This is a genomic window from Parapedomonas caeni (assembly GCF_041060555.1).
Taxonomy (GTDB): Bacteria; Pseudomonadota; Alphaproteobacteria; order Sphingomonadales; family Sphingomonadaceae; genus CAUJIW01.
This window is the reverse complement of the sequence record NZ_JBEUDS010000010.1, coordinates 73,963-92,327: the sequence shown is the minus strand read 5'-3', so window position 1 is coordinate 92,327 and position 18,365 is coordinate 73,963. Positions and strand designations below refer to the sequence as shown.

19 protein-coding genes and 1 tRNA gene are annotated in these 18,365 nt (G+C 69.7%); 10 read left to right on the top strand and 10 right to left on the bottom strand.

The window, feature by feature from the left end; translation table 11 throughout:
- Window positions 1-51: 51 nt before the first annotated feature.
- Entirely contained in the window at window positions 52-678 is a 627-nt protein-coding gene (locus ABU113_RS08985; protein ID WP_454559171.1) for a trimeric intracellular cation channel family protein, read from the top strand.
- A gap of 24 nt (window positions 679-702) precedes the next feature.
- Here ABU113_RS08985 and purH read toward each other — a convergent pair whose 3' ends face one another.
- The 6 genes from purH to ABU113_RS08955 all read right to left on the bottom strand — a co-directional run bounded on the left by purH (window position 703) and on the right by ABU113_RS08955 (window position 7,547).
- Window positions 703-2,304 (bottom strand): bifunctional phosphoribosylaminoimidazolecarboxamide formyltransferase/IMP cyclohydrolase, encoded by a 1,602-nt coding sequence (gene purH, locus ABU113_RS08980; protein ID WP_454559170.1) that lies wholly within the window; start codon window positions 2,302-2,304, stop codon window positions 703-705.
- Between the two features lie 105 nt (window positions 2,305-2,409).
- The gene (locus ABU113_RS08975; RefSeq protein ID WP_454559169.1) at window positions 2,410-4,152 is read right to left on the bottom strand and encodes a heparinase II/III family protein; all 1,743 of its coding nucleotides are present in this window, start codon (window positions 4,150-4,152) and stop codon (window positions 2,410-2,412) included.
- Window positions 4,149-4,853 (bottom strand): ribulose-phosphate 3-epimerase, encoded by a 705-nt coding sequence (gene rpe / locus ABU113_RS08970; RefSeq protein ID WP_454559168.1) that lies wholly within the window; start codon window positions 4,851-4,853, stop codon window positions 4,149-4,151. Before rpe ends, ABU113_RS08975 begins: the two co-directional genes overlap by 4 nt.
- A 59-nt stretch (window positions 4,854-4,912) precedes the next feature.
- Window positions 4,913-6,292: an RsmB/NOP family class I SAM-dependent RNA methyltransferase gene (locus ABU113_RS08965; protein WP_454559167.1), complete on the bottom strand. Its 1,380-nt coding sequence runs from the start codon at window positions 6,290-6,292 to the stop codon at window positions 4,913-4,915.
- A gap of 78 nt (window positions 6,293-6,370) precedes the next feature.
- A complete protein-coding gene (htpX, locus tag ABU113_RS08960; RefSeq protein ID WP_454559193.1) occupies window positions 6,371-7,297 on the bottom strand; it encodes a zinc metalloprotease HtpX in 927 nt (308 codons plus the stop codon).
- Window positions 7,298-7,470: 173 nt separating this feature from the next.
- Window positions 7,471-7,547: transfer RNA gene (locus ABU113_RS08955), tRNA-Arg, on the bottom strand.
- Window positions 7,548-7,706: 159 nt separating this feature from the next.
- Here ABU113_RS08955 and ABU113_RS08950 point away from each other — a divergent pair.
- On the top strand, window positions 7,707-8,276 hold the full coding sequence (locus ABU113_RS08950) for a hypothetical protein (protein WP_454559166.1): 570 nt from the start codon (window positions 7,707-7,709) through the stop codon (window positions 8,274-8,276).
- A 12-nt stretch (window positions 8,277-8,288) separates the two neighbouring features.
- On the opposite strand, the gene ABU113_RS08945 is transcribed toward ABU113_RS08950, so the two are convergent.
- Window positions 8,289-9,239 carry a P1 family peptidase gene (locus ABU113_RS08945; protein WP_454559165.1) on the bottom strand — a complete coding sequence of 317 codons (951 nt, stop codon included), beginning with the start codon at window positions 9,237-9,239 and terminating at the stop codon, window positions 8,289-8,291.
- Between the two features lie 119 nt (window positions 9,240-9,358).
- On the opposite strand from ABU113_RS08945, the gene ABU113_RS08940 reads away from it, so the two are divergent.
- A complete protein-coding gene (locus ABU113_RS08940) occupies window positions 9,359-9,598 on the top strand; it encodes a YdcH family protein (protein ID WP_454559164.1) in 240 nt (79 codons plus the stop codon).
- A 121-nt stretch (window positions 9,599-9,719) separates the two neighbouring features.
- Here ABU113_RS08940 and ABU113_RS08935 read toward each other — a convergent pair whose 3' ends face one another.
- Window positions 9,720-10,046, bottom strand: coding sequence for a hypothetical protein (locus ABU113_RS08935; protein ID WP_454559163.1), 327 nt, complete (start codon window positions 10,044-10,046; stop codon window positions 9,720-9,722).
- A 397-nt stretch (window positions 10,047-10,443) separates the two neighbouring features.
- On the opposite strand from ABU113_RS08935, the gene rpmH reads away from it, so the two are divergent.
- The 6 genes from rpmH to argB all read left to right on the top strand — a co-directional run bounded on the left by rpmH (window position 10,444) and on the right by argB (window position 14,584).
- Window positions 10,444-10,578: a 50S ribosomal protein L34 gene (gene rpmH, locus ABU113_RS08930; protein ID WP_454559162.1), complete on the top strand. Its 135-nt coding sequence runs from the start codon at window positions 10,444-10,446 to the stop codon at window positions 10,576-10,578.
- 34 nt (window positions 10,579-10,612) lie between these two features.
- Complete coding sequence (rnpA, locus tag ABU113_RS08925; RefSeq protein ID WP_454559161.1) at window positions 10,613-10,948, top strand: ribonuclease P protein component; 336 nt, start codon at window positions 10,613-10,615, stop codon at window positions 10,946-10,948.
- 13 nt (window positions 10,949-10,961) lie between these two features.
- Window positions 10,962-11,189: a membrane protein insertion efficiency factor YidD gene (gene yidD / locus ABU113_RS08920; RefSeq protein ID WP_454559160.1), complete on the top strand. Its 228-nt coding sequence runs from the start codon at window positions 10,962-10,964 to the stop codon at window positions 11,187-11,189.
- A 30-nt stretch (window positions 11,190-11,219) separates the two neighbouring features.
- Window positions 11,220-12,911, top strand: a complete 1,692-nt coding sequence (yidC, locus tag ABU113_RS08915; RefSeq protein WP_454559159.1) for a membrane protein insertase YidC — start codon at window positions 11,220-11,222, stop codon at window positions 12,909-12,911.
- A 4-nt stretch (window positions 12,912-12,915) separates the two neighbouring features.
- Complete coding sequence (gene yihA, locus ABU113_RS08910; protein WP_454559158.1) at window positions 12,916-13,596, top strand: ribosome biogenesis GTP-binding protein YihA/YsxC; 681 nt, start codon at window positions 12,916-12,918, stop codon at window positions 13,594-13,596.
- A 76-nt stretch (window positions 13,597-13,672) separates the two neighbouring features.
- Window positions 13,673-14,584, top strand: a complete 912-nt coding sequence (gene argB / locus ABU113_RS08905) for an acetylglutamate kinase (protein ID WP_454559157.1) — start codon at window positions 13,673-13,675, stop codon at window positions 14,582-14,584.
- A 61-nt stretch (window positions 14,585-14,645) separates the two neighbouring features.
- Here argB and ABU113_RS08900 read toward each other — a convergent pair whose 3' ends face one another.
- Both ABU113_RS08900 and ABU113_RS08895 read right to left on the bottom strand, forming a co-directional pair.
- Complete coding sequence (locus ABU113_RS08900) at window positions 14,646-15,899, bottom strand: DUF2336 domain-containing protein (protein ID WP_454559156.1); 1,254 nt, start codon at window positions 15,897-15,899, stop codon at window positions 14,646-14,648.
- A complete protein-coding gene (locus ABU113_RS08895) occupies window positions 15,896-17,464 on the bottom strand; it encodes a diguanylate cyclase (protein WP_454559155.1) in 1,569 nt (522 codons plus the stop codon). Before ABU113_RS08895 ends, ABU113_RS08900 begins: the two co-directional genes overlap by 4 nt.
- 219 nt (window positions 17,465-17,683) lie before the next feature.
- Between ABU113_RS08895 and ABU113_RS08890 the strand changes: the two genes are divergently transcribed.
- Window positions 17,684-18,352, top strand: a complete 669-nt coding sequence (locus tag ABU113_RS08890) for a pyrimidine 5'-nucleotidase (RefSeq protein ID WP_454559192.1) — start codon at window positions 17,684-17,686, stop codon at window positions 18,350-18,352.
- Window positions 18,353-18,365 lie beyond the last annotated feature (13 nt).

Genomic DNA, 18,365 nt, shown 5'->3' with positions numbered 1-18,365 from the left:
CGGCGGCGCGCGGGCTGTCACTGACGCGTACCAACGACGGGAGCCCCCGCCATGCTCTTCCTGCCGCCCGACTGGGTCGCCGCCCTCAATTATGCCGGGGTCGGCGTGTTCGCCGCCACCGGCGCGCTGGCGGCGGCGCGCAACAACCACGATCTGGTGACCTTCGCCTTCTTTGCCGGCATCACCGGCGTCGGCGGCGGCACCCTGCGCGACCTGCTGATCGACGCGCCGGTGTTCTGGCTCGACGCGCCAGCCTATCTCAGCACCTGTCTGGGCGTCGCGGTGGCGGTGTGGCTGCTGGGCGGGGTGTTCCGTTCGTGGCGCTACCAGGCGCTGCTGTGGCTCGACGCGGTGGGGCTGGGCGCCTACGCCGTGCTGGGTGTCAACAAGGCACTGGCCTTCGGCGTCTCGGCGCCGGTGGCCGCCGTGATGGGGGTGATCACCGCCACCTTCGGCGGTGTCATCCGCGACGTGCTGGCCGGCGAGCCGTCGATCCTGCTGCGCCGGGAAATCTATGTCACCGCCGCCCTGGTGGCGGCGGTCGGCTATGTGGCACTGATCGCCTTCGGCATCACGGCGGAAGTCGCCGCGTGGATCGCGGCGTTCTCGGGGTTCGGCGTGCGCGCCGGCGCCATGCTGTTCGGCTGGAACCTGCCGGGCTACGCGCGCCGCGACTGACGGCGAACGCCGCGCGCCATATCGTCAGTGACGGAAGTGGCGCTTGCCGGTGAACACCATGGCGAGGCCCTTGTCGTCGGCCGCGGCGATCACTTCCTCGTCGCGCATCGAGCCACCGGGCTGGATCACCGCCGTGGCACCGGCTTCCGCCGCCGCCAGCAGACCGTCGGCGAACGGGAAGAAGGCGTCGGAGGCAACCACCGAGCCCTGGGTCAGCGGCAGCAGCTCGCCGGCCTTCTCGGCCGCCTCGCGCGCCTTCCAGGCGGCGATGCGCGCGGAGTCGACCCGGCTCATCTGGCCGGCGCCGACGCCGACGGTGGCGCCGTTCCTGGCGTAGACGATGGCGTTGGACTTCACATGCTTGGCCACCTTGAAGGCGAACAGCATGTCGGCCAGCTCCTGCGGGCTGGGCTGACGCCTGGTGACCACCTTGAGATCGGCCGGCGTGGTGACGCCGTTGTCGCGGCTCTGCACCAGATAACCGCCACCGATGGAGCGGATGGTCAGCCCCGGCCGGGCCGGATCGGGCAGCGCGCCGGTGAGCAGCAGGCGCAGGTTCTTCTTCGCCGCGAACACGGCGATCGCCTCATCATCGGCGTCGGGGGCGACCACCACTTCCGTGAAGATCTCGGTGATGGCGCGGGCGGTCTGGCCGTCGAGCGGCCGGTTGGCGGCGATGATGCCACCGAAGGCCGACACCGAATCGCACACCAGCGCCCGGCGATAGGCGTCCTCCAGCGAGGCGCCGGTGGCGACGCCGCACGGGTTGGCGTGCTTGATGATGGCGATGGCCGGCGTCTCGGCGCCGAACTCGGCGATCAGTTCCAGCGCGGCGTCGGTGTCGTTGAGGTTGTTGAACGACAGCTCCTTGCCCTGCACCTGGCGGGCACCGACCAGTCCGCCGGCGGTGCCCTGCGCCTTGTAGACGGCGGCGGCCTGATGCGGGTTCTCGCCGTAGCGCAGTTCGGCGGCCTTGGTCGCCGACAGGTTCAGCGTTTCCGGGAAGGTCTGGCCCTCGACGGCGAAGGCGAACCAGGCGGCAATCGCCGCGTCGTACTGGGCGGTGCGGGCATAAGCCTTGGCGGCAAGCCTGCGGCGCAGCGGGAAGCTGGTGGCGCCCTCGTTGGCGGCAAGGTCGGCCAGCACCGCGTCATAGTCGGCCGGATCGGTGACGATCGCGACATAGCCGTGGTTCTTCGCCGCCGAGCGCACCATCGACGGGCCGCCGATGTCGATGTTCTCGATGCAGGTCTCGACGTCGGCGCCCTTGGCCACCGTCGCCTCGAACGGATAGAGGTTGACCACCACCAGATCGATCGGCGGGATGGCGTGCGCCTGCATCGCCGCCGCATGCTCGGGGTTGTCGCGCAGCGCCAGCAGGCCGCCGTGGATGGTGGGGTGCAGGGTCTTGACCCGGCCGTCCATCATTTCCGGGAAGCCGGTGTGCTCCGAGACGTCCTTCACCGCCAGGCCGGCGTCGCGCAGCGCCTTGGCCGTGCCACCGGTGGACAGCAGCTCGACACCGCGGGCGCTCAGCGCCTGGGCGAACGGCACCAGGCCGGTCTTGTCGGAAACGGACAGCAGCGCGCGGGTCACGCGCACCGGGCGATCGGTGATGGAGGTCATATCGGCTCTCTGCGATGAATAGCGCGCCCGCGCTTACGCCAGAGCGGCCACGGTTTCAACCGTTGAGGCGGCCTGGCCGATCAAAGTCTGATCGGCTGGCAGGGCTCAGGCCTTGCCGGAGCGCTTGAACGACCAGTTGACCACCGCGCCATCGTCGCCGGTCTCGGCCGACAGCACCAGCTGCTCGCCCTTGCGACGGCGGCCCTCGGCGTCGATCCACAGCGACGGCGCCACCGACAGCGTCGCCCCGCGCGCCTTGAACTGCCACAGCGCGCCACCCGGCAGCTTGAGCAGCGCCCCCTGGTTGCCGGCGGTGGCGGTCGCCTCGATGCCGGGGCCGAGGTGGAAGCGGATGTCGAAATGAATGCCATCGGCGGCGCGCAGGCCGAAGTTGCGCCGCTTGGTGGGGTGCAGGCTGTCCTCGCCGCGCAGGTCCATGCCGTCGGCCGACAGATACAGCCGGCGCCGGTGGGTGAGGCCGAAGCGACGGACGTAACCGTCGTGCTGGGCGTCCACCAGCACGCCGTCCTCGCTCTCCTGGCGCACCGCCGCCACTTCCGAGACACCCTTGCCCAGCGTGCCATCGTCGCGGATGCGGGTGGAGTTGGTGTCGTCGATCACCAGCGTCGAATGCGCCGCCGTCGCCCGCAGCACCTGCTGCAGGTCGGGGATCAGCGCCAGCGCGGTGTCGCGACCGCCGCCGCAGTTGACGACAAGGCGGTTGAGCCCGTCGGAAAACTCGAAGGCCAGCGTGCCGGCGTGCGCCGTCTGGCTGACCCGGCCCGGCGGCGGCGGTCCGGCATCGAGCACGACGATGCTGCGCCCGCCCTCCAGCCGCTGGAAACCGCTGTAGACGCCGTTTTTCAGCGGCTTGGCGGTGACGCCGGAGAGTTTCAGCGCCTGGTCGATGACATGGGCATCGCCGAGGCCGCCGCCGTGCACCGCGGTCAGGTGGCCGTCGCCCAGCAGCACGCCACGCAGCGCCGGCGTCAGCCGGTCGATGGCGCGGGTGACGCCCGCCGGCTCCTCGACGTTGCGCTCGCGAATCACCTGGCGCACCGTCAGCAGCAGCTTCAGCACGTCGAGCTGCTCTTCCGGGCAGCGCGAACCGACACCGCCGTCGGCGAGGATGAACAGCTCCAGCGCCCGGTCGAGCGCCGCCGCGCCCTTGTGCGCCCGCACCTCACCGTTGGGCAGCAACAGGCCGTTGATCAGCAGGCCGGCGGTGGCCCGGATGCGCGCCAGCCCCTCGGGCGTCTTTTCCGCCGTCTGCACCAGATGACGGCCCTGACGCGCCAGCGCGTTCAGCACCGACGAACGATAGACGTGATCGGTGGACGACAGGATGTAGGGCGCGTGGGTCATCCACTGCATCAGCCGTTCGCCGAGAATGTCGGCCCGCCAGGCCAGCTCGTCGAACTTGGAATATTCCTCCAGCCAGCGCTGGATCAGCGGCTCGACCACGCCGGCGCCGCGCTTGTGCTCGACTTCCGCCGCCAGGTCGCGCAGCCAGCGGAAGCTGTGCAACCATTCCAGCCAGGCGGCCGGCGCGTGGATGGCCGAGAAGCGCACGCCATGGGTGTTGATGGCGATGCCCATGTAATCCAGCTTGCCGTCGATCAGCGCCTTGCCGACCGCCGGGTCGCCCGGCCACAGATCGGGCGGCGCCGCCAGCAGCTTGAGCGGAAAGCGGCCACGCAGCCGCAGGCCGTGCAGGAACGAGCGATACTGCAGCCGGCGCAGGCGCTGGGCGATCTTTTCCGCCAGCGACAGGCCACGATCCTCGCCGAAGCGCACCAGCCGGTGGCCGGGGACGATGGTGTCCGCGCTGTCGGGCTCGCCGCTCACGCCAGAGACCCTCCCGAGGCCGGGCCGCCGGCCTGCGCCTCGGCGCGGATGGCGGCGATGTTGGCGGCGTAGCGGTCCGGGCCGCCCTGGAAGGTGGCAGTGCCGGCCACCAGCACGTCGGCGCCGGCGGCATAGGCGTCCCCGGCGGTCGCCAGCGCGATGCCGCCATCGACCTCAAGGTCGATCGGCTTGCCCAGCAGGTCGATGCGCCGGCGGATCTTGGCGATCTTCTCCAGCTGGCTGGTGATGAACGACTGACCGCCGAAGCCTGGGTTGACCGACATCACCAGCACCAGGTCGATGTCGGGCAGGATATAGTCCAGCACCTCCACCGGCGTTGCCGGATTGAGCGACACGCCGGCCTTCTTGCCCAGCGCCTTGATGCGCTGGATGGTGCGGTGCAGGTGCGGGCCGGCTTCGGGGTGGACGGTGATGATGTCGGCACCCGCCTCGGCGAAGGCGTCGAGATAAAGATCCACCGGCGAGATCATCAGGTGGACATCGAACGGCTTGGTGGTGTGCGGCCGCAGCGCCTTCACCACCGCCGGACCGATGGTGATGTTGGGCACGAAATGGCCGTCCATCACGTCGACATGGATGTAGTCGGCGCCGGCAGCATCAATGGCGCGCACTTCCTCACCCAGCCGGGCGAAGTCGGCGGACAGGATGGACGGCGCGATGCGGACGGGTTGTTGCGACATGAGAGCGGGTCTTAGCAGGTTCGGATTCGGGGAACAACGGCCGCCGACAGAGCCACCGGTCAGGCGGAGCCTCTGACGAGACGGGCGATAAAGAAGCCGTCCAGACCACCAGCCTCGGCCAGCTGACCGGGCAGGGTGCGCAGCCAGCCCTCGGGCGCCACCGGCAGGTCGAGCCCCGCCAGCTCGGCCGGCGCGACCGGGTCGAGGCGGACGTCCGGGCGGCGTTGCAGCAGCGCGGCGATTTGCGCCTCGCCCTCCTCGGGCTCCAGCGAACAGACGGCATAGACCAGCCGGCCGCCGGGCTTCAGATGGTCCAGCGCGTGGTCGAGCAGGCGGGCCTGCAGGTCGAGCAGCGGCGCCAGATCGCGGGCGGCCTTGAGGTAGAAGACATCCGGGTGACGACGCAGCGTGCCGGTGGCGCTGCATGGCGCGTCGAGCAGCACCGCGTCGAGCGGTGCCGCCGGCCGCCAGGCCAGCGCATCGGCGCACACCACCTCGGCGGCAAGCCCGGTGCGGGCGAGATTGTCGGAAAGTCGCGCCAGACGACTTTCGCTGACGTCCACCGCCGTCACCCGCGCGCCGGCCGTCGCCAGCTGCAGCGTCTTGCCGCCGGGCGCGGCGCACAGATCGGCCACCGTGTCGCCGGGCCGCGCCGCCAGCAGCCGGGCCGGCAGTTGCGCCGCCAGATCCTGCACCCACCAGTCACCCTCGGCGAAACCGGGCAGCGCCTCCACGGCACCGGGACTGGTCAGCCGCACATGGCCGGGCAGCAGGCTGGTGCCACCCAGCCGGGCCGCCGCGTCCGCGGTGCCGGCGGCGTCCTTCAGCGTCAGGTCGAGCGGCGCCTCGTGCGCCAGCGTGGCGGCAATGGCCTCGGCGGCGGCCGGCCCGAAGGCCTCGGCCCAGCGCTCGGCGAACGGTTCGGGCAGGGTGGGCGGCAGCGGCAACGGTGAGGCAGGGCTCTTCAGCAGCCGCGACAGCACGCCATGGACCAGCCGGCGCGGCCCGGCCTCCACCAGCGGCAGGGCGGTGGAGACCACCGCATGGGCCGGGGTGCCGAGCACCCAGGCCTGGGTCAGCGCCAGCCGCAGCACCAGACGCGCCCGCGCGTCGTGCGGCAGTGGCTTGGCGGTACAGGCATCGATGGCGGCATCAAGATCGGGCAGGCGGCGCAGCGTATGGCTGGCGATGGCCCGCGCCAGCGCCCGGTCCGCCGGGTCGCGCACGCCGTCGAGCGCGCGTTCGATCGCCATATCCAGCGGGCGATACTGCCACAACACGGCGGCGAGCAGCTTGAAGGCGCCGCGGCGCGCCGCCAGGCCGGCGACAGCGCCTTCGGGCCGGCCGGGGCGGGGACGACCGCCGGAACGACCCCCGGACTTGTCGCCGGACGGGGCGGGGCGGGGGGAACGGGCGGGTTGGCGGGGACGATCGGTCATCGCCGGGCTTTACCGCCAAGCGCGGGCGCTGTCATGGCGTCAGTTGCACCGGCGATGCTTTTCTCGGTGCCGGGCCGCTCAGCCCCACGGCCCGCGCGGCCGGTCCGGCCGGGCGGGCGCGCCGCCATGCGGATCGAAGGCGGACGGCGGCCGGCCGCCGCCGCCCATCTCGCCAGCGATCTGCTCCAGCGCGGCGATGCGATTCTCGGTCGCCGGATGGGTCGAGAAGAGATTGTCCATCCGCGCCCCCGACAGCGGGTTGATGATGAACAGGTGCGCCGTCGCCGGATTGTGTTCGGCGGCCGGGTTGGGGATGGCGTGGGCGGCGTTGTGGATCTTCGCCAGCGCCGAGGCCAGCGCCATCGGACGGCCGGAGATCTGCGCGCCGGCGCGGTCGGCGGCGTATTCGCGGGTGCGCGAGATCGCCATCTGCACCAGGGCGGCCGCCATCGGCGCCAGAATCATCAGGGCGATCATGGCGATCGGGTTGGGCCGCTCGCCGTCGCGGCTGCCGCCGAAGAACATGGCGAAATTGGCCAGCATCGAGATGGCGCCGGCAATGGTCGCCGTCACCGTCATGATCAGGGTGTCGCGATTCTTGATGTGGGCCAGCTCGTGCGCCATCACGCCGGCCAGCTCCTCGCGGCTGAGCATCCGCATGATGCCGCGCGTCGCCGCCACCGCCGCATGGTCGGGGTCGCGGCCGGTGGCGAAGGCGTTGGGCTGGTCGGTATCGATGATATAGACCCGCGGCATCGGCAGGCCGGCTTCCGCCGCCAGCTGACGCACCAGACCATGGAACTCCGGCGCCGACTGCGCATCGACCTCGCGCGCGCCATACATGCGCAGCACCATCTTGTCGGCGTTCCAGTAGGCGAACAGGTTCATGCCGGCCGCCACCAGGAAGGCGATCAGCGCGCCGTTGGGGCCGGCCACCATGTAGCCCACCGCCATGAACAGCGCCGTCAGCGCCGCCAGCAGCATCCCGGTCTTGAGATAGTTCATCGCCATCCTCGAAACATCGCGCGGCCACACAGCGGCCGCCGACATGATGTGGCATCACCGGTCGCGGCTTCAAGGGCTGGCGGCGGGACCACGCAAGCCCGGCCGTGATGACAACACGACGACGTGCTTCGGATTTCGTCCATGATTGTCGGGGGGATTCGGCAAGAGAAGAATGGCGCGCCCGGAACGATTCGAACGTCCGACCCTCAGATTCGTAGTCTGATGCTCTATCCAGCTGAGCTACGGGCGCGCATGGTCTTGCAACGGGCGCGGACACTAGCCATTGCCGGGGGCACATGCAAGCGCATTCTCAAGCGAAATCGCACACCCTCGACAAGGCGCGGTTTGCGCGCCTCTCGCCCGCCGCCATGCTTCCCTCGCGCGCCGACAGGCGATAGGGTGCCGCGCCATGATGATACGCTCCGTTCTCCGCCTCGCCTTCCCGCTCGTCCTGATGCCGCTGGCCGCCTGCGCCGCCTCAGGCGGCGAATGGCCCAGCCTCAAGACACCCGCCGAGAAGCGGGCGGACGCCGGCGACGCGCCGGTGGCGATGGCGGAGGCCGGCGCACCGGCGGCCCGTCCGGCGCCGGTCGCCACGCCGGCAACCCCCGATCTGGCCGCCATCCGCGCCCGCCTGGCCGAGGAACGGCGGGACTTCGAGGTCGCGGCCAAACGCTGGGCGAGCCAGCAGGCGACCACCGAGGCGGCAGTGACCGCCGCGCGCGGCGCGCCGGCCGCCAGCGAGGCGTGGGCCAGGGCGCAGATCGAGCTGACCCGGCTGTCGGAAGCGGCGGCGAAGTTCGACGACACCCGCGCCAGCGTCAACCGCTGCGCCGGCGATCTTGCCGTGCTGGCCGCCGGCGGGACCGACACGAACGCCATACTCGGCGACGCCGGCCGGCTGCTGCGGCGCATTGCCGATGCCCAGGCGGCCCACACCGAGGCCAATCAGCGCCTGCAAGGCGAATTGGCGCGCTAGCCGGAAAGACCCTCAGACCGCCGCCACCGCCCGCCGCACGGCGCGGGCCACACTGTCGGCCGCCAGCGTGCCAAGCACCGCCAGGTCCAGCGGTGACACCGGCGTCGCGCCCTCCGGCGCGGTCGACAGCGCGAACAGCGTATCGCCATCGAAGGGGGTGTGGATCGGCCGGATGGCGCGCGCCAGCCCGTCGTGGGCCATCAGCGCCAGTTTGCCGGCCTGAGCCTTGGTCAGCGGCGCGTCGGTCGCCACGACGCCGATGCTGGTGTTGGTGCCCATCTGCGCCACCTTGGGCAGCGGCACCGGGCCGCGCTCGGGCGGCGCGCCGTCGCAGACCTCGCCAAAGCTGTTGACCGCCACCAGTGCGCCGACCCGCCATGCAGTCGCGGCCGCCGGGCCTGTCATGACGTCACTGGCGCTGCCAATGCCGCCGGGGCGCGAGCCGGCCCGGGCGCCGAAGCCCGCACCCACCGCGCCGTGCGGGCAGGCGCTACCCGCAGCCCACGCCGCCTCGGCCGCCGCGATGCCGAGCCGGCCGTAGGGCGGGGCATCGCCCCAGGCCTTGTCGCCACCGTTGGCGAGGTCGAACAGAATGGCGCCCGGCACCACCGGGATGGCGCGCGGTCCGAGCGCCAGACCGACGCCGCGCGCCGACAGCCAGGCGACCACCGCGTCGGCGGCGCCCAGCCCGAACACCGAGCCACCGGCCAGCACCAGGCCATGGAAGCGTTCCACCAGATTGCCCGGTGCCAGCGCGTCGGTCTCCCGCGTGCCGGGGCCGCCACCGCGGACGTCCACCCCCATCACCGCCGGATCGTCCGGCAGGATGACGGTGACGCCGGTGCGCACGGCGGCATCGTGGGCATGCCCCAGCCGCAGGCCGGGCACGTCGGTGAAGACATCGGCATCCGTGACGGAAGAGCCGGTGGCGGCGGCAGGGTCGGCGGCAGGGTCGGCTGTCATGGCCGCATCCTGCGCGACGACGCGGACGGGAGCAACAGGTGGCCGGGTTGATCCCCCTCAAGGCGGGCTGGCGGCGACGGGCTAGAATCAGGGCCAGTATCAGGCCCACAGGAGGATTCATGGCCAACACACCGCACGAACTGCATGAGGAATTTCCAGAATTCGCCGACAGGATTCATGCGCTGAAGGTGGGGAACCCCCATTTCCAGAAGCTGATGGAGACCTACCGGGAGGTCAATCGCAAGATTCACCGCGCCGAAATCGAGGTCGAGCCAATGGACGACCAGGCGCTGGAACACCTCAAGGTGATGCGGCTGGGCCTGAAGGACGAAATGTTCTCGCTGCTGCAGGCGGCATAGGCCGCCGGCGAACGCCCTGCCCGCACGATGCGCGGGGGTGACGCGGTAACGCCACCCCCACCATCAGGCCGGCGACCAGGCTTCGCCTCAGTAGGGCCTGGGCCTCAGTAGGGCCTGGGCCTCAGTAGGGCCGGGGCTCCTTCGGCTCGCCGCCCTTCATTTCCTTGTTCTTCTTCATGGCCTTCTTGGCCTCGCGCTTGGCCATGTCGTCATCCGTTGCCATTTTTGGCTCGGTCGCGCCGGCCGCAGGCGCCACGGCGTTGGCGCGAGCCGCGTCATCGGTGGCCGCGCCGGCCTGGGTGCCGGCCGTCGCCGGGGACGTGGCGGCCGCCCCGCGGTCATCGGGCGTGCCGGCGGGCGCCCCGGCGAACGCGGGCGCCGCGAACACGACGAGGGCGACAAGAGCCGCCGGAACGGCCAGCGGGCGGACGGGAATCGATGTGGTCATGGTCCGTTGCTCCTCTCATGGGAATGCAGGAGCCGGCTCCGGAATGAACCAGCCCTGACGCGAGGTTCACGCGACACGCACAGGCCCGGACCGCATCATCGCCTGTCATCGAGCGCGACAACGACCGGACAGCCGGTACATTCTCCACCTTCGGACGCGACCGGCAATGCCGGCGGCAGGATCATGCGTCGAACCCGGGCAAAGGCACGACCAGTGGTACGCGGCAGCGGTCCGGACACCGCCGCCGGGTCGTGAAACGCCGGGCCGGCGGCTTGAGTCGGCGCGCGCGAGCGAGAGCGCGGCCGGGCGGGGCGGGTGTGGTTGACTCTGGCGACCACCGCCGCTATAGCCCGGCGCTCATTCGCGAGTAGCAGACTTTTGTCCCCGAGGACGTGACATGAAACGCACTTTCCAACCGAGCCGCCTGGTGCGCAAGCGCCGCCATGGTTTCCGCGCCCGCATGGCGACCAAGGGCGGCCGCAAGGTTCTGGCCGCGCGCCGCGCCAAGGGTCGGGCGGTCCTCTCCGCCTGAAGGCGTGCCCCCGTGCAGGCAAGGGGGGCTTGCCTTGAGGCTGGAAAAACTGCTCAAGCGCCGGGATTATCTGGCCGCGAACAGCGGGCGTCGGTGGTCGACGCCCGGTTTCGTTTTGCTTGCCCACCCGCGCCTCGACGACCGCGACAGCAGTCGCGTCGGCTTCACCGTCACCAAGCGGGTCGGCAACGCCGTGGTCCGCAACCGGCTGAAGCGCCGCTTGCGCGCGCTCGCCCGCGAGGCGCTGGCGCCCGAGGCACGGCCAGGAATCGACTATGTATTCATCGGCCGGGGCGGCGGACTCGACCGCGACTGGACCGATCTGCTCGCCGATCTCAAGCGCGGGCTTGGCAAACTCCATCGCACCTGACAGGAAGGCGGCCATGTTCGCGCGCCTGATGATCGGCTTTTTCCGTCTGTGGCAGTGGAGTTTCTCCGCTGTGCTGCCGCCGACCTGTCGCTATCAGCCATCATGTTCGGACTATGCCATTCAGGCCGTCCGCCTGCACGGGCCGTGGCGCGGCGGCTGGCTGGCGATCCGCCGCCTGTCGCGCTGCCACCCCTGGGGTGGACATGGCTATGACCCGGTACCGCCCCGTCCGGGCGCCTGAAGCCGTCATTCGCAAAGCAAGGAAGCCGTCGTGGGTAACAACAAGAACCTGATCCTGGCCATGGTGTTGTCGGTGCTGATTCTCGTTGGCTGGGACTATGTGTTCCCGCAGCCGAAGCCGGCCGCGCCGGTCGCGACGGCGCCGGCGGCCACCACGGAGTCCGCCACGGCCGACAGCGTGCCGGGCGCGACCGAACCGGCGGACCGGGTGCGGCCGCGCGCGGTGGTGCTGACCGAGAGCCCGCGCGTGGCCATCGACACGCCGAAGCTCAAGGGCTCGATCGCGCTCAAAGGCGCCCGCCTCGACGACCTGATGCTGACCCGTTACCGCGAGGCCGTGGAAAAGGACTCGGCGAATATCGTGCTGCTGTCGCCGGCCGGCACCGCCGAGACCTACTTCGCCGAGCTGGGCTGGAGCGCCGCCGGCACCGGGCTCGCCGTGCCCGATCGCAACACCGTGTGGTCCGCCGATGCCGCCACGCTGACGCCCGAGAAACCGGTGACGCTGCGCTGGGACAACGGCCAGGGCCTGGTGTTCAGCCTGACCTTCGCGATCGACAAGGATTACATGTTCACCGTCACCCGTACGGTGGAGAACCGGAGCACCGGCCCGGTGGCGCTGGCGGGCTATGGCCGGCTGTCGCGCGGCTCGATCCCCAAGCATCAGACGTTCGCCGTGCTGCATGAAGGACCGCTGGGCGTGTTCAACGGCACGCTGGAGGAAGAGAAGTACGCCGATCTGGTCGAGGACGGCCCGGTGAACTACGACTCCACCGGCGGCTGGCTCGGCATGACCGACCACTACTGGCTGACCGCGCTGGTGCCCGACCAGAAGGCGCAGTTCAAGGCGACCTTCCGCGCCCCCGACGGCCGCTACCAGGCCGACTTCCTGCAGACGCCGCTGACCATCGGCGCCGGGGCGCGCCACAGCGACACCGTGCGGCTGTTCGCCGGCGCCAAGGAAGTGGCGCTGATCGACCGCTACGAGAAGCAGTACGGCATCGCGCTGTTCGACCGCGCCATCGACTGGGGCTGGTTCTATTTCCTCACCCGGCCGATCTTCTTCGTGCTCGACTGGCTGTACAAGTTGATGGGCAACTTCGGTCTCGCCATCATCGGCCTGACCGTCATCGTGAAGGCGATCATGTTCCCGCTGGCCAACAAGAGCTACGCCAGCATGAACAAGCTGAAGCTGCTGCAGCCCAAGATGAAGGAACTGCAGGAGCGCTACGCCGACGACAAGCAGCAGCAGCAGCGCGCGATCATGGAGATGTACCAGAAGGAGAAGGTCAATCCGCTGGGTGGCTGCCTGCCGATCCTGCTGCAGATTCCGGTGTTCTTCGCGCTCTACAAGGTGCTGTTCGTCACCATCGAAATGCGTCACCAGCCGTTTTTCGGCTGGATCCGCGATCTGTCGGCACCGGACCCGCTGACCCCGGTCAACCTGTTCGGCCTGCTGCCGTTCACGCCGCCGAGCTTCCTTGCCATCGGCATCCTGCCGATCATCATGGGCGTCACCATGTGGTTGCAGCAGCGGCTGAACCCGGCGCCGGTGGACCCGGTGCAACAGAAGGTGTTCGCTTTCATGCCGATCATCTTCACCTTCATTCTCGCCCCCTTCGCGGCGGGCCTGGTGGTGTACTGGACGGTGAACAACGTGCTGTCGATCCTGCAGCAGTGGGTGCTGCTGAAGCGCCACGCCAACGAACCGGGCAAGGCCTGAGAGCATGAGCGAGCAGGCAGGCACGGATGACGGCATGACGGCCGACACGGCGCCGGATCCGGCGCTGATGGAGGCCGGCCGCCGGTTGTTCGCCGGCCCCATCACGTTCCTCAAGTCGGCGCCGGCGCTGAAGTTCCTGCCTGACCCGATCTGTGCCGAGATCGCCTTCGCCGGGCGCTCCAACGTCGGCAAGTCGAGCCTGATCAACGCGCTGACCAACCGCAACGGTCTGGCCCGCACCTCCAACACGCCGGGGCGGACGCAGGAACTCAACTTCTTCGACGTCGGCGATCCGGCGGCGCCGGCGCTGCGGCTGGTCGACATGCCGGGCTATGGCTATGCCGAGGCGCCCAAGCCGGTGGTCGCCGCCTGGCAAAACCTGATCCGCACCTATCTGCGCGGCCGGGCGGCGCTCAAGCGGGTGTTCGTGCTCATCGATTCCCGCCACGGCATCAAGCCGCCCGACGAGCCGATCATGACCATGCTCGACGAGGCGGCGGTCTCCTACCAGCTGGTGCTGACCAAGCTCGACAAGCTCAACGCCCGCGAGGCCGCCGAGGTGCTGGCGCGGGTGCGGGCCGACGCACGCCGCCACGGCGCCTGCCACCCGGAGATCATCGTCACCAGTTCGGAGAAGGGCCGCGGCATCGCCGAGCTGCGCGCCGCCATTGTCGGCCTGCTGTGAACCCCGACCGCGCAAGCAGGCTTCCATCGCCGGCGAACAGACGCTATGGCGCAGACCGGTTGAAGGAGACCGCCCGATGAACGCCCTTGCCGATCACGCCCCGAGCCCGGTGGATCTTGAAAAAGCCGAGACCCTGATCGAGGCACTGCCCTATCTGCGCAAATACGCCGGCAAGACCTTCGTGGTGAAATATGGCGGCCACGCCATGGGCGAGGAATCGCTGGCGGAAAGCTTCGCCCAGGACATCGTGCTGCTGAAGAAGGTGGGCATCAATCCGGTGGTGGTGCACGGCGGCGGGCCGCAGATCGGCAAGATGCTGAACCGGCTGGGCATCAGCTCCAACTTCATCGACGGCCTGCGCGTCACCGACGCCGAGACGGCGGCGGTCGCCGAGATGGTGCTGGCCGGATCGATCAACAAGGACGTCGCCCATTACATCAATCGCGCCGGCGGCACGGCGGTCGGCCTGTCGGGCAAGGATGCCCATCTGGTGACGGTGAAGAAACTCACCCGCACCAAGAAGGATCCGGACTCCAACATCGAAAGCGTGGTGGATCTCGGCTTCGTCGGCGAGCCCGACCACATCGACACCAAGGTGCTCGACCTGCTGCGCCAGTCCGACGTCATTCCGGTGATCGCGCCGATCGGCGTCGATGAAAAGGGGGACACCTATAACATCAACGCCGACACCATGGCCGGCGCCATCGCCGGGGCGCTGAAGGCCGCCCGCCTGTTCCTGCTCACCGACGTCGCCGGCGTGCTGGACAAGGACAAGAACCTGCTGACCGACCTCAACCCGGCCCGCATCGAGGGCCTGATCGCCGACGGCACCATTCAGGGCGGCATGATCCCGAAGATCGAGACCTGCATCGAGGCGCTGAAAAAGGGCGTTGACGCCGCCGTCATTCTCGACGGACGGGTGCCGCACGCCATGCTGCTGGAAATCTTCACCCGGCGGGGCGCCGGCACCCTGGTGCGGCGCGGCTAGACCGGACGGTCCTGGCGCGCGGCGGGGGCCAGAAGCGTCGCACCCTGAAGGACAAGGCCGCTCAGTCGCCAGCGAAGGTGTCGAGCAACCACGCCATCTCGTCGGTGCCGAGCGGATAGTCGGTACCCCCCCTGGGGGTCATCAGCTGCGGCGCCGGCACGAAGCCGACCTTCTGCTGCACGTCATAGGCCACCCGCGCCGATAGCCGGGCGCGCCAGCACAGGGCGGTGATCGCCCGCCCGGAGCGCGACTCGATGATCTTGCGCGCCGCCGTGACACCGATGCGCGAGGCCAGCCCCAGCGCCACCACCACCACGGTGCGCCGGCCCTCGGCGATGCAATCCAGCACCCAGCCGTCGTCGAAGCGGCCGCGGGCGACCACCAGCGCGGCCTCCTGCTCGGCGCTGCGCAGATCCTGCGCATCAACGGTGGCACCGTCGATGCGCTCGCGCACCGCCAGCAGCAGTTCCCGCGCCACCTCCTCGCCCAGCGCCTGGCGTTCCACCATGCGGTCCACCAGCGCCGCGGCGACGAAGCCGGCGATCCGGCGCATGGCGCGGATCGACAGGTTGGCGCGCAGCGTCAGCGGCTCATGCCAGGCCTCGACAGTGGGCGCGCCATCCAGAATGGCGTCCAGCGTGTCCTCGCGGATCTGGGCGTTCGGGTTGGACAACAGCGCCGAGACGGCGGCGATGTCGCCGGTGCGGGCAAGCGCGTCCGACACATCCTCGGAGACACTGGCGCGCCGCGCGATGCAGGCGAGCGCGCCGGTTACCTGGCAGGCGGCGATGATCTCCTTGAGATCGGTGTCGTTGAGCAGCGGCGAATATTCCAGCACCGGCCCGCAAACCAGCAGATCGGGATCGCGCGCCAGCCGCAGCACGGTATCGTGGGGAATGCGCGGGTCGGACTTGATGGCCTCGGCGATCAGGGCACGCACGCGCGGCGCCTGATCCTGGGCCAGCGCCTCGATGATGACAATCGCCTGTTCCCGCAGCTGGGTGCGCTCGGCGTCGCTGACGTCCGGCAACAGCCGGCCGAGCTTGCGCGCCAGTTCCGCCCGCACATTCTCGTCGGTATCGCCGGCCAGTCGCAGGTCGGCCTGCGAGGGTGTCTTCGGATTGGCTGCCGCTGCCACGCGTACCTCCCATGTGCCGGTCTCGGCCAGATAATACAGTATCTCCGGCGGCGTCTGGCTGTTGCGCGCCAGCGCCGTCTTGCCCGCCGTATCGCCGCCCTCGAGAGTCCGCATCGCCTGCTGGTAGTTGAACCCCGATGGCAGGCGATCATCCGCCCGCGCGTTTCGTCCCCTCACTCATCCCCTCCGGCAACGGCGTAGCCGTTCCGACCCCGACGTTTGACCCGATAGAGCGCCTGGTCAGCACGCTTCATCAGAGCATCCAGATCATCCTGCCGGTGCCAGCTGGCAACGCCGATCGACAGCGAGAGTCGATCGGCGCCGACCGCCGTGCGCACCGTCTTCATCCCCTCCACCAGCGCGCGGGCCAGACGCTCGCCGCCGTCACTGCCGGCACCGTTGAGCCAGACCGCGAACTCGTCGCCACCGAACCGGGCAACCACATCCTCGCCCCGCGTCTTGGCGCGCAGCAGCCCGGCAAAGGCACGCAGCGCGGCGTCGCCGGCGTCGTGGCCCCGACTGTCGTTCAGCCGCTTGAAGTGATCGAGATCGACAATCAGCAAGGTTCCGGCAGACATCGGGCTGACGTCCAGCCGGGCCAGGCGAAGGCGCATCTCGTCCTCGAAGGCACGCCGGTTGGCCAGCCCAGTCAGGCCGTCGGTGCGGGAGATGCGCTCCAGCGTCTCCATCTGTTCGGCCTGGGCGATGGCGACGGCGATGTGATCGGCCACGCGGCCCAGCATGTCCTCGTCGTCGGTGCGCCAGGGCGTGCCGCGCCGCTCGATCACCAGCTCGCCATTGACCACGCCACGGAAGCGGCACGGCGAACTCAGCACATGCGCGTCCGTCGCCGGCGAGGTGTCCGCCGGCACGTTGGCGCGATGGATGACGCAGCGATCGGCGCCGAACGCCTCGCTGATCACCTTGACCGCGTTCTCCAGCATCTGCGTCGGGTCAACCTCGGCGCGGATGCCGTCGAGCACCCGTTGATACAGTTGTTCGCGTCGACGCGCCGCCTCCAGCCGGCGTTGCGCCAGACGATCGGCGGTGACGTCGCGGGCAATGCCGCGGGCGCCGGACCAGACACCGTCGTTGAAAATAGGCACCGCCACGACCGACAGGCACACCGGCGCGCCGTTGCGGGCATTGACCCACACGTCGGTCGGCCGCAACGGCACCCGGGTGGTGAAGCACTTGCCTGCCTCGGCGCCCAGTTCGCTCGCCCGCTTGCCGTTGATGTCCCACGGCTCCATGCCCAGCGCGCCTTCCGCACTGGTGTAAACGATACGCCCTTCGGAATCGGTCGCCCACGAGAAGTCGCCGGCGGCCTCGACCAGGCTCTTGAACATCGCCCGCGATTCGCGCAGCGCGTCCACCATGTGATCCTTGAGACTGGTCTCGTGGGCATCGCACCAGACATGGCCGATGTCGCTTGCGCCCCCCAGCGGGCGGGCGCGGACGGTGAAATAGCGCCGCGGCCGGCCGTCGACGACGAGATCGATCTGTCCCGGTTCGTGACGGATTTGCACCTGCAGGATCAGCTTCTCCAGCCGCTGGCGGATGCCGGCGTTCTGGATCAGGATGTGCGCGGCCTCATTGTTGCTGATGACGTTGCCCGTGGCGTCCACCACCCACGACGGGCCGAACTCATGGCCGACCAGCGCCGACAGGCTGACATCCTGTCGGTCCTGCCGGGCGGCGGCATCGGTTTCCACCGCAAGAGAGAAGAGCGGCTGCGTCATGGGCCAACTGCTTAGCCCGGCGCCGCTTAACAGGTTGCTAAGGTCCCGGTTGCCAACGTCATTTTTCGCACGGCCCGCCGTCCGAGAGCGCCCGGCAGGCGCCGGTCGTGACGGGGGCGTTCACGGCCGGCGGGGCGGCGCGGCGGGACCGGAGTCCCCCGATCGACGCACAGGGCGCCGGCAAGGCTTCCATCTCGGCCGGCCAGGCTCTATGAGGCGCTGATGATCGACGCGTCAAAGATCGATGCCTGGGTGTTCGACCTCGACAACACCCTCTATCACCCCCGCGCCAACCTGTTCGGCCAGATCGACGTGCGGATGGGCGAATATGTGGCGCGCCTGCTCGGGCTGTCGGCGACGGATGCCCGCGCGGTGCAGAAACGCTACTTCATGGAGCATGGCACCACGCTGTGCGGCCTGATGGCCAACCATCAGGTCGATCCCCATGATTTCCTTGATTATGTCCACGACATCGACCTCACGGTGCTGGACGCCGACGCCCGCCTCGACGCCGCCCTTGCCCGGCTGCCAGGGCGCAAGATCATCTTCACCAACGCCGATGGCCCCTACGCGCGACGGGTACTGGAGCGGCTGGGCATCGCCCATCATTTCGACGGCCTGCACGACATCCTGAGCGCCGACTTCGTGCCCAAGCCGGAACGCGCGCCCTACGACCAGTTGCTGAGCCGCTTCGACATCGACGCCCGCCGCGCCCTGTTCTTCGAGGACATGGCGCGCAACCTCAGGCCCGCCAAGGCGCTGGGCATGACCACCGTGTGGGTCAACAACGGCTCGGAGAAGGGCGCGGTCGATGCCGGAGCCGGCCATATCGACCATGAGACCGACGACGTCGCCGCCTGGCTCGACCAGGTGATGATGCCGGCCTGAGCCCATCGACAGT

Excerpts from the sequence above, each read along its gene's own strand:
- ABU113_RS08985 (WP_454559171.1), top strand. The coding sequence starts at position 52 with ATGCTCTTCCTGCCGCCCGACTGGGTCGCCGCCCTCAATTATGCCGGG.
- purH (WP_454559170.1), bottom strand. The coding sequence starts at position 2,304 with ATGACCTCCATCACCGATCGCCCGGTGCGCGTGACCCGCGCGCTGCTG.
- rpe (WP_454559168.1), bottom strand. The coding sequence starts at position 4,853 with ATGTCGCAACAACCCGTCCGCATCGCGCCGTCCATCCTGTCCGCCGAC.
- ABU113_RS08965 (WP_454559167.1), bottom strand. The coding sequence starts at position 6,292 with ATGACCGATCGTCCCCGCCAACCCGCCCGTTCCCCCCGCCCCGCCCCG.
- htpX (WP_454559193.1), bottom strand. The coding sequence starts at position 7,297 with ATGAACTATCTCAAGACCGGGATGCTGCTGGCGGCGCTGACGGCGCTG.
- ABU113_RS08950 (WP_454559166.1), top strand. The coding sequence starts at position 7,707 with ATGATGATACGCTCCGTTCTCCGCCTCGCCTTCCCGCTCGTCCTGATG.
- ABU113_RS08945 (WP_454559165.1), bottom strand. The coding sequence starts at position 9,239 with ATGACAGCCGACCCTGCCGCCGACCCTGCCGCCGCCACCGGCTCTTCC.
- ABU113_RS08940 (WP_454559164.1), top strand. The coding sequence starts at position 9,359 with ATGGCCAACACACCGCACGAACTGCATGAGGAATTTCCAGAATTCGCC.
- ABU113_RS08935 (WP_454559163.1), bottom strand. The coding sequence starts at position 10,046 with ATGACCACATCGATTCCCGTCCGCCCGCTGGCCGTTCCGGCGGCTCTT.
- rpmH (WP_454559162.1), top strand. The coding sequence starts at position 10,444 with ATGAAACGCACTTTCCAACCGAGCCGCCTGGTGCGCAAGCGCCGCCAT.
- yidD (WP_454559160.1), top strand. The coding sequence starts at position 10,962 with ATGTTCGCGCGCCTGATGATCGGCTTTTTCCGTCTGTGGCAGTGGAGT.
- yihA (WP_454559158.1), top strand. The coding sequence starts at position 12,916 with ATGAGCGAGCAGGCAGGCACGGATGACGGCATGACGGCCGACACGGCG.
- argB (WP_454559157.1), top strand. The coding sequence starts at position 13,673 with ATGAACGCCCTTGCCGATCACGCCCCGAGCCCGGTGGATCTTGAAAAA.
- ABU113_RS08895 (WP_454559155.1), bottom strand. The coding sequence starts at position 17,464 with ATGACGCAGCCGCTCTTCTCTCTTGCGGTGGAAACCGATGCCGCCGCC.